At 56.0% G+C, this 9,320-nt stretch carries 8 protein-coding genes and 2 pseudogenes; 1 reads left to right on the top strand and 9 read right to left on the bottom strand.

Features of this window, described 5'->3' with window-relative positions; genetic code table 11:
- Window positions 1-474 (bottom strand): annotated as a pseudogene (locus tag ABF824_RS14455) (UbiD family decarboxylase); the annotation flags it as partial.
- A gap of 92 nt (window positions 475-566) precedes the next feature.
- Here ABF824_RS14455 and ABF824_RS14450 point away from each other — a divergent pair.
- Entirely contained in the window at window positions 567-1,460 is an 894-nt protein-coding gene (locus ABF824_RS14450) for a LysR family transcriptional regulator (RefSeq protein ID WP_415489705.1), read from the top strand.
- A 37-nt stretch (window positions 1,461-1,497) separates the two neighbouring features.
- Here the strand turns inward: ABF824_RS14450 and ABF824_RS14445 are convergent, their stop codons facing one another.
- The 8 genes and pseudogenes from ABF824_RS14445 to ABF824_RS14410 all read right to left on the bottom strand — a co-directional run.
- On the bottom strand, window positions 1,498-2,280 hold the full coding sequence (locus ABF824_RS14445) for an SDR family oxidoreductase (protein WP_415489704.1): 783 nt from the start codon (window positions 2,278-2,280) through the stop codon (window positions 1,498-1,500).
- Window positions 2,281-2,298: 18 nt separating this feature from the next.
- Complete coding sequence (locus ABF824_RS14440; RefSeq protein ID WP_415489703.1) at window positions 2,299-2,733, bottom strand: GlcG/HbpS family heme-binding protein; 435 nt, start codon at window positions 2,731-2,733, stop codon at window positions 2,299-2,301.
- Complete coding sequence (locus ABF824_RS14435; protein ID WP_415489702.1) at window positions 2,721-3,926, bottom strand: ferritin-like domain-containing protein; 1,206 nt, start codon at window positions 3,924-3,926, stop codon at window positions 2,721-2,723. The genes ABF824_RS14440 and ABF824_RS14435 overlap by 13 nt, the downstream gene beginning before the upstream one ends.
- Before the next feature lie 10 nt (window positions 3,927-3,936).
- Complete coding sequence (locus ABF824_RS14430; protein ID WP_415489701.1) at window positions 3,937-4,722, bottom strand: siderophore-interacting protein; 786 nt, start codon at window positions 4,720-4,722, stop codon at window positions 3,937-3,939.
- A gap of 212 nt (window positions 4,723-4,934) precedes the next feature.
- A complete protein-coding gene (locus ABF824_RS14425; RefSeq protein WP_415489700.1) occupies window positions 4,935-5,666 on the bottom strand; it encodes a hypothetical protein in 732 nt (243 codons plus the stop codon).
- Window positions 5,667-5,675: 9 nt separating this feature from the next.
- Window positions 5,676-7,199 (bottom strand): efflux transporter outer membrane subunit, encoded by a 1,524-nt coding sequence (locus ABF824_RS14420; RefSeq protein WP_415489699.1) that lies wholly within the window; start codon window positions 7,197-7,199, stop codon window positions 5,676-5,678.
- Between the two features lie 4 nt (window positions 7,200-7,203).
- Window positions 7,204-8,280 carry an HlyD family secretion protein gene (locus ABF824_RS14415; RefSeq protein ID WP_415489698.1) on the bottom strand — a complete coding sequence of 359 codons (1,077 nt, stop codon included), beginning with the start codon at window positions 8,278-8,280 and terminating at the stop codon, window positions 7,204-7,206.
- A gap of 16 nt (window positions 8,281-8,296) precedes the next feature.
- A pseudogene (locus ABF824_RS14410) lies at window positions 8,297-9,320 on the bottom strand (EmrB/QacA family drug resistance transporter); the annotation flags it as partial.

Here is a 9,320-nt window from a genome sequence, read left to right as displayed (position 1 = left end):
GAGACAGAAATAGGGACCAGCATCCTCTTCCGTATTGGTTGGAGCAGGCAGAAGAGTACGCAGATCAAACTTGGGATCATCGGCCCGAAAGATCTGTTCCTGACAGGGAGCCGCCTGGTCCTTGATTACGACCGGCGCAATCCCGTTAAGCACCGCCTCGCCCATCCGTTGCCCAAGCCCCTCGGATTTACTGTCAAGCAGCAGGGCCACGCGCTCACGTTTCGCCATTAGCCCAACCAGCACACGTGATCCAGGATAACCTTTCACGTTCTCGAACATCATTGCCGGGCCGGTCCTGGTCGGACGCATGACGGTGCCCCCGGCTCCGACACGTTTATAGACACCCGCCAGCTCAGAACGAGGATCGACCTCATGGTCGGTTGAAATCAATTCATCCGGCAACTGCTCCAGCCGCGCCAAAGCGGAGCGGAGATCGATGACTGGCAGGGTGGCGGTGTGATCTGTCCTATCCATGACATTATCCTTTCTGTCGTGAAAGGAAGACTATGCGGCCCCCATCATATGATCCATATTCATCATAAGGCATTATCGATAAGTAAAAACTTATGAATAAAAATCTGACATCTGCTTCCCTACGCAGACTGGCCGTCTTTCTCACTGTATGTGAAACCCTGCACGTCGCCCGAGCGGCGGAGAAACTCGACATCGCACAGCCCGCGCTCAGCCAGCAGATCAAGGCTCTGGAAGATGCGCTTGGCGTCAAGCTGTTCCATCGTCGAAAACGGGGTATTGACCTGACCAGCGCAGGCCGCGCCTGTCGGGCGGCGGCGGAGCGGCTATTGAAGGATCATCACAACCTGATCGATGAGGTACGAAGTGTGGCCCGAGGGGAGAGGGGCCATCTTGTTCTTGGACATGTCGGGTCGGCTCTGGCAGGACGGATTTTCCCCGATCACCTTCAGAGGATGGGACAGCGTTTCCCCGAAGTTCAGATCACGTTGGCTGAAAAATCAATCTCGGATCTTGTCACCGCTGTGGCAAAACAGAACATTGACGTCGCACTGGTGCGGGATCTTGAAACGGTTCCCTCCACCTGCATCACACAGCGATACGTTACAGAAAAACTGTTTGTTTTACTTCCTGAAAACCATGTTCTTGCATCCCGAACCGGTCTTTCCATACAGGAAATCCATCCCATTCCGCTGATCGGATTTCAGGATACGGACGAAGTCGGGATCGCACATATTGTCCAAACGATAGCTCAAAAAAATGGGCTTTCCCTGGAGCCGACATGGAAGGTCACCAATATCAGCGCCATTTTCGGAATGGTTCACGCGGGCTTCGGCCTCTCGATCGTTGCCGAGAGTGTGACTGCGCTTCTGCCAGCAGGCCTGAGTGCGCTCCCTCTGAGTGAGCGTAATGCAGAATCAACCCTGTTCCTGTTGTGGAACAGAGAGCAGGTCTCACCAGCATTAAAAAAATTCATTGAACTCGCCTGATATTATCACATGTTGTCTGGAAAATAGCTTTGAGGAATCAAGTCACCAGGGTCAGACCGCCGTCGACAGTAATGGTCTGCCCAGTAATGAATCCACATTGCATCAGAAAAATATAAACCTGTGCCACCTCCTCTATTTCCGCAGTTCTTTTGAGTGGAATAGTGTTTGAAAAGCGCTCTTTGGTCGCCTGCACATCGGAAGCGGGCATGTTTTTCCACAGAGGCGTTTCGGTCCACGTGGGTGCAACCGCATTCACACGAGCGCGGGGAGCCAGCTCAACCGCAAGTCCCTCCACCATGAGGCGAATGGCGTCATTCCCGACAATGGCCCCGGAGGCATTATCAGGACGACCACCGGCACCCGCGGTAAACACGAGACTGCCGCCTTGTGCAATCTTGGGCGCTGCATGGCGGGCAAGATGCAGGTTCGCAAACAGCTTTTCATCAATAGCCCGGCGGATCGTCTCATAGTCAGCACTGAGAAAACCGCCCCCCATGAAACCACCGGCCATTGAGACGAGATGATCGAAGTGGTCAATCCCGTCAAAAAAAGCCGTGATGCTGGAAATGTCCGCCGCATCAACAACGCAACCTGCGACATGAAACCCAGCCGAGGTGAAATCACGCTGAGCCTCAGTGAGTTTATCTTGCTCACGGCTGGTAATCATAACCTGGGCACCAAGCTTGGCCGCCTTGGATGCCACAGCGCGTCCAAAACCGGACGCGCCGCCAATAACGATAATTTTTTTACTTTTGAAATTCATGACAGATCTCCTGTTTCGAGGAATTAGGGTCTGAGATTTTCTATACGCCCCATGCATTGCGAGACGGCCTGAGGCCTATAATTTGTTCAGAGCCTCAGAAATAAGACTGGCCATCGCCTGATCCTCCTCACCCGAGGCCCCGCTGACGCCGACCGCACCGACTAAGGCTTTTCCTGAAACAAGGGGTACGCCGCCCTGCAAGGGCAGAATTCCAGGCACGGTCGTCATGGAAGGCTGACCCGCGTTGATCATGTCCTCGAACACCTTGGAAGGCGCACCAAGGAACGCCGCAGTGCGGGCCTTTCCAATCGCCACGTCAACTGTGACAACTGGCGCCTCATCCATCCGGCCGAACGCCAGAAGCACCCCACTGTGGTCTACAAAAGCAATGGAGAGATTCACCTGCCGTCCTTGCGCCAGATCGAAGCCATAATGCAGGAGTTTCTGGGCGGCGAACTGAGAGAGTGTCAGCACAGTTCTGGTCAGATTGCTGTTCATTATATTGACCATTGTCTCCCTCCTCCCCGGCTGAAGCCGTTCCTTCGTAATGCGCGCGTATTGGGCGATCGGCTGCCTTTCGACCGCCTCGCCCATAATGCGCAACCAAGTGTGGTGAGGAGGAGAACCACGCCACCTGTTTCGGGACTGATAGCGGCGCCACCTTTTGAAGCGACCCATGTGGAAACGGATTGCCCCTTACGCAGCACACCTCTGATTGCCCGAGCCAGCAGTGGTGCTTCCCATGGACGTTTCAGGCGGGCATCATAGCCGGCAAACCGGCGCTCATTTTCAGCAAGACAGAGATCCAGCAATTCAGGCAGGGCAAGATCGACACTGGCAATATCCTTCACCCCCGACACGGTAAAATTGTTGTCCTGTTCGCGGATATTTCCCTCTCCGTCCATGCTGCGGACCATGCCGATCCGTTCATAGGCGAGAAACACCCAGACCGCGATGACCTTCAGTTCGAACCAGGGGCGTTGCCATACGGGAAGCGTGGCACGATGCCAGGCCAGCCAGTTGGCAAAAAGGAGAATATGCCGGCATTCCTCCTGCATGACAGGTTCGAACGTCTCGATCAGCTCCTGCGGGAAAAAAGCAGAACGCCTGGCAAGATCGAAAAGCCCGAAGGCAAAGAAGCTGTCGACGCACTCCGAGAAACCGGTGACCATATATGCCCACTCGGCATCATGCGGAACCACGTAGGGCGGTTCCTTGGCGAGGGGGATGCCATAAGCCTCCACAAGACGCGTGAGGACTTCCTTATGCCGGTTTTCTTCCCACGCGTTGCGAAGAATGGCGTCCTTCATGGCCGGATCGGTCAGTCTGTCCGCATACGCCGCCATGCGCAGGCGGGCCTTGCCCTCGGTTTCGACCGCAATGTCCCAGATCGGCAGAGACGTGATGCGCTTCAGGGTTGCCGCATCGAGGTTTGGCCAGTCAATGACGGACGGACGGTAAGGATTGAACGTCTCCCGGAACATACGGGCGACGGCCTGACTGTGTTCAGGTGTGCCCGGGCGTAACGGCCCCGGAGCGTCACTTGTCCAGTGTCGCGCCCGATCATCGGCGTCAGCCAGTTCACCCGGATTGGCGGAAGCGATATCTTCTGCGCGCGGCAGATCAGGATAGCGTTCTTCAAGACGCCGCCGGAAATCCTCGACCGTATCGTCAGGGGCGGGAAAGCGTGAGCGATCTGTCATTTTCGGCTCCTCAGCGTTCATCCCCGACATCCTTGACGGACGCATCGGCCTGACCTTTCATCCAATAGCCGGATGCCTTAATCCATTGCGCCGGAACCTTGCGCTCATCGAGAAGATACTGGCGCACGACCCTCGCCACGCGAGCCTCAGCGCCGACCCAGACAAAAGTACGATCCGGGATCTCCAGTTTTTTGAGGACAGCAAGAATGCCTGCAGCAGCATCCGCCTGTTCCATCGGTCGATGAATCCAATGGGCGACATGACACGCATCTGTGACGAAGGTCTGTTCGTCTTCCGTCCCCGGCACAGCGACCACAGTCGTAACGGACGTCTGAGCAGGAAGCTCCTCAACCCGCCGCCCGATCGCAGGTAGCGCCGTTTCATCGCCGACCAGAAGCCAGTGGTCGATTACGCCGGAGACCACCTGGGAGCCACGCGGCCCACCGATTTCAAGCCGATCCCCTGGTTTGGCAGCCCGTGCCCAAGCCGCTGCTGGCCCACCATGGTGGTCAACGAAATCCAGAATCAACGTGCCATTTTGCGGGTCATAACGACGCGGCGTGTAGTCGCGGCGGATTGGAACACCATCCAGACCGGGGATGAAAATCTTGATGTGATCGTCAGGAGAGGGGCTATTAAACCCGACCAAATCGGCACCCGTCAACGTTACACGGATCATGTGCGGGGTCAGACGCTTAACGGCCGTAACGTTAAGCTTGCGCTTCACGAGTTCCTGTCGCACACGCACGACCCGCGGGCTATCACTTGCACCAAAGAAAGACTGAAATAATTTCATAACTGTGTATCCTTATCGTGCCGACAGACCGGTGACTGTGGATACACAGACGCACAGGCTGCCAGCATGCTGCTGTCAGTTTCTGTGCGTTGTTTCACGTTAACGCCTACGAGCCCTAGTTATGAAACCGGACCTACTTTTTTAAGTCAGAGCGCTTTTTCCCTTGCGTGTCAATAAATTCCTGATATCCCCGACCTCGATAGGATATATCTCTAACTGGCGACGTCAGCCACAAGCACAATGGCAGCTTCGTCAGCCATGACTGTCAGATCTATACTATCACAGAGTGAGGCTGCATCACCCGCATGCAGGACATCCTCTCCAACACGGACGTTACCCGATACCACAACAAGATACAGATTACGACCACGCACCGTACGGTAAGCAGCTCCCTCCCCCGCGGGGATAGCAGCATGGAGCAACCGGGCACTGGCTGTGAGCACCATGGGCGCACCATCGGGAAAAACCTCCTCATCTTCAGGATCATCCTCAGGAAAGCCAGATGCGATAATCCGGAACCCTCCATCCTCAAGATTGGAAAAGGATGGGCGAACGTCCTGTATGGGGGCGGTTCCCTCCATATCGGGAAGGAACCAGAACTGGATAAACGACGCTCCCTTGGAACCCGCAGTCCAGCTCAGAACCTCACAGCCGGTTCCGGCACTGATAAGATGCACTTCACCCGCGCTGAGATTTTGTTTATGAAAACCCGCTATTTCTGTTACCATTGTTCCGGCCTGCAGCAATGTGACAATGTCGACTGCGGTTTCCGGACCGATACAATAAGCAGCCCCAGCGGTAAGTGTGCCAAGATTGACCGCCCGCAATCGTCCCTCGTGCAAACGGGTGGGGTCCTGATAATCGGCGAAGGCGAAGTGACAGCGGAGCGACAGCCCCCCGGAGTGCGCCGTTCCCAGACTGGCGGCGCGTATGATCGTAATCATGGGCCTTCCTCAAGTCCGCTTTCCGGCATTGTTCTTCTCCGGATAGAATGTCTGCCATCCACCCCCTACGGAGCGATAAAGATTGGTTACTGATCCGGCGACATGCGCCGTTGCATCAGCAAGTGCGCTTTGTGATGACAGAAGCGCATTCTGAAGCGTCAACACGTTCAGAAAGTCGGATGATCCCTGTACATACTGCGCCTTAGCTGTTTCCACGGCAATCTGGTTCTCATGCACGGCGTCAGCCAGTTCATCGCGCCGTCTTTGGGCCGCCGTGAAATCAGCCATGGCATCGTCGATTTCCTGCCACGCCTTGAGCACCGTACGCTGGAACATCGTCGCGGCTTCTTTTTGCTGCGCTTTTCTTAGATGCAGCTGCCCCGTCAGTCGACCACCTTCGAAAATGGGCAGCGTGGCGGTCGGGCCAAAACCGTACTGGCGCGATGCCCATGAGCCCAGTCCGCTGAACTGGAGCGCCTGTACATCCAAACTTCCCGAAAGCGTCACACGCGGAAAAAAGTCCGCAATCGCGACCCCAATGCTGGCAGTGGCGGCATGCAGCCGGTCGGCTGCCATACGGATGTCAGGGCGACGCTCCGCAAGTTCCGATGGCAACCCGACAGGAACCGTTGCCGGGACTGAAGGAATATCTGCTGGTTTGCCCAGTTCGACATCAAGAGCGCCTGGCTCACGTGCCACCAGAAAGCTCAGTGCATTGAGCATATGCGTAGCTTGCGCTTTTAGAGGCGCCAGACGGGACGTAAAAGTATGAAGCTGCCCCGTCGCCTCGGCTACGTCCAACCGGGTGGCTGCTCCCTGCTGAAAGCGCAGGGTGGTCAGCTTCACACTGTTGGCTGCGACCTCGATATTATGTTCAAGAATACCAACCTGGGTCTGGGTCGCGCGCAGATCAATATAGTCCTGTGCTGTCTCTGCCATGAGCGACACAAGCGTGTCACGCTGCATTTCTTCGGTTGCATGCACAGCAGCTGTCGCGGCTTCAACCTGTCGTCGCACATGTCCCCAGAAATCCACTTCCCACGATGCGTTCATGCCGTATTGCGGCAAGTTAAAGGAAGGGTTACCAACGCTGCCGGGCATTCCTGCCGGCCCAAATCCGCCTGCACCCGATGCCGTGGTACCTGCGCCCTCACGTTCCATCGTTCCCAACAGACCCAGAACGCCGTTGGTACTGGCCCGCTCACGCGCGTAGGAAGCGTTGGCCTCCATATGAGGAAGCTGAGCCGCACTGGCAATGCGCCGTTCGGCCTGACTTTGCATCAGGCGAAGATTCGCCGCCTTCAGATCGAGGTTGGATGTAGCGACCTCATTTTCCAGCCGAGTCAGGATGGCATCGTTGAAAATTTTCCACCATTGCGGATCGACCGAGGCCATTGTGACCTGACTTTCCGCTTGCGGAAGGGGGGCACGCCAAGCATCGGGCGCTTTAACCTGTGGCTTGTGATAGTCTGGCCCAACCGTGCATCCGGCAAGCGCCAGAGCCGACAGGCCCGAGAAAAAAAAGCGCTTCATGGTGTCACTGCCAGATATAGCGGGTGTCATTGGCATGGGGGCCTTCCGGCTTTGAAGAAGTATCGATATTCGCCTCGACTGACATGCCAACACGGACCTTATCCGCGAGTGGCTGGCCCGGATCGAATGTCAGCTTGACGGGGATGCGCTGAACAACCTTGGTAAAGTTACCCGTGGCATTGTCGGGCTGAATAGGTGCGAACGCGACCCCGGTAGCCGGAGCAAGAGAGTCTACATGTGCTCTCAGCGGATGACCTGGGAACGTATCAACCCAGATCGTGGCGCGCTGACCGGCTTGGACCTTGGTAAGCTGCGTTTCCTGGAAGTTGGCCAGCACATAGGCCTGACGTGTTGGAACAACAGCAAGGATACCTGAGCCTGGGTTCACATAATTTCCCACACGTACGCCACGCTCACCCACAACACCATCTATTGGCGCTGGAATGGTGCAGTAGGACAGGTTCAGTTCAGCCTGTTTCATGTCACCCTGAGCACGAAGCAATACGCCCTGTGCACGTTCGAGCTGCGCCTTGAGGACTGCTACCTGTCGAGTGGCAGCATCGACACCAGCCTGATCTCGTGCAATCACAGCTTGAGCTTCCTTTTCCTGCGCCTCGGAATGCTGCTTCTGCTCGATCGTGCCCGCACCACCCGAGGACAGGTTACGGTAGCGGGCTGCGTTCTGCCGGGCGAAAACCAGATCCGCCTCATCAGACTGAACGGCGGCCCGCGCACCTGCGATCACAGCATCCTGTCGGGCAATTTCGGCTTCAAGATTGGCGACATCACCTTGCGCTGCCAGGACATTTCCTTTAGCCACGTCGAGAGCTGCACGATAATCATCATCTTCAATGTGTGCCAGTTCCTCACCTGCGTGAACCAATTGGTTATCCTGGGCGATAACCCGATCGATACGGCCGGAAACCTTGGGCGCTACGGTCGGAAAATCGGCCGTGATGTAAGCGTCGTTAGTGTATTGATCGACACCGTTGCCATTGACGAAGCGGGCCCCCCCCCAGGCGATAACGGCAAGAACACCTGCGGCACATCCCGCGTAAAGAAGTGGTTTTTTATAGATCATGGTCAGTCATTCCGGATTAGCGGGCAGGAGCATTTGGTGAGGGGGCACGCGGCGGATAAACACGTCGCGGCAAGACAAGATTCATTGCGGCATAGCCGAGGCACACCCAGATCAGGATGTAGTAAATATCATTCATGGCCAGCACGAAGGATTGCTCGTGCACATAGGTATGGAACACTTCGAGCGTATTGTGCGCGACATGTCCCGCATCAGGCGAAGTAACCGATAACTGTCGATTGATGGGATCGCTCATGCCTTGCAGAGCCAGACCATGTGTGCCGTGATGATCAAGCAGCATGGTGGAGTGATATTGCTCACGCCGTCTGCTCAGCGCCCCGAAAAGAGCAAACGCTACCGCGTTGGCCAGTCCTTTGAGCATGTTGACCATGCCGGAGATGAACGGACCATCTGCAGGCCCCATGGCCATGGTCGCCAGCATGAGCGTGGGAATAACCGTCATGGGCTGGCCAAAGACCTGGAGGGTTTGCAACAGGTAAAAGTTGTCACGCACCCAATCGACCGTAAGCCATGTGCCAAGCCATGCAGCAGCGGCGAGACACAACATACCGCCGGCCAGCACGTAGCGGCAATCAACACGTTGCGAATTGCAGATGGCAGCGACTAACGGAAGCATGAAAAGCTGTGGCAGCGCCACGACCAAAGAGACAGGCGCAGCCTGGATGGGCCTGTAACCCTGCACAACTTCCAGATAGGTTGAGGGGATTTCACCCATGATGGAACAGATCGCGAGGATACCAATCAGCGACAGCAGGGCAGCCTGAATGTTGCGCTGACGCCAGTACTGAACCTTGAAATACGGGCTGGGATGAAACGCCTCGTTGATGACGAAGACGATGAACGCAGCCCCACCCCAGAACGTCAGATTCGTGATGATGGGGGAACGAAACCAGTCAAGCCGATCACCTTGGTACAGCACAATGACCAATGAACATATGGCAGGAAGACCTACGAGAATGCCGAACCAATTGAATTTCTCGAACCGTTCAAAATGCATCGGATCTTTCGGCAGTCCATAAGCC

The organism is Acetobacter sp. (genome assembly GCF_047721705.1).
In the GTDB taxonomy this organism is placed as follows: Bacteria; Pseudomonadota; Alphaproteobacteria; order Acetobacterales; family Acetobacteraceae; genus Acetobacter.
The sequence above is the reverse complement of the archived record's forward strand: the minus strand, read 5'-3'. Positions and strand labels throughout refer to the sequence as shown.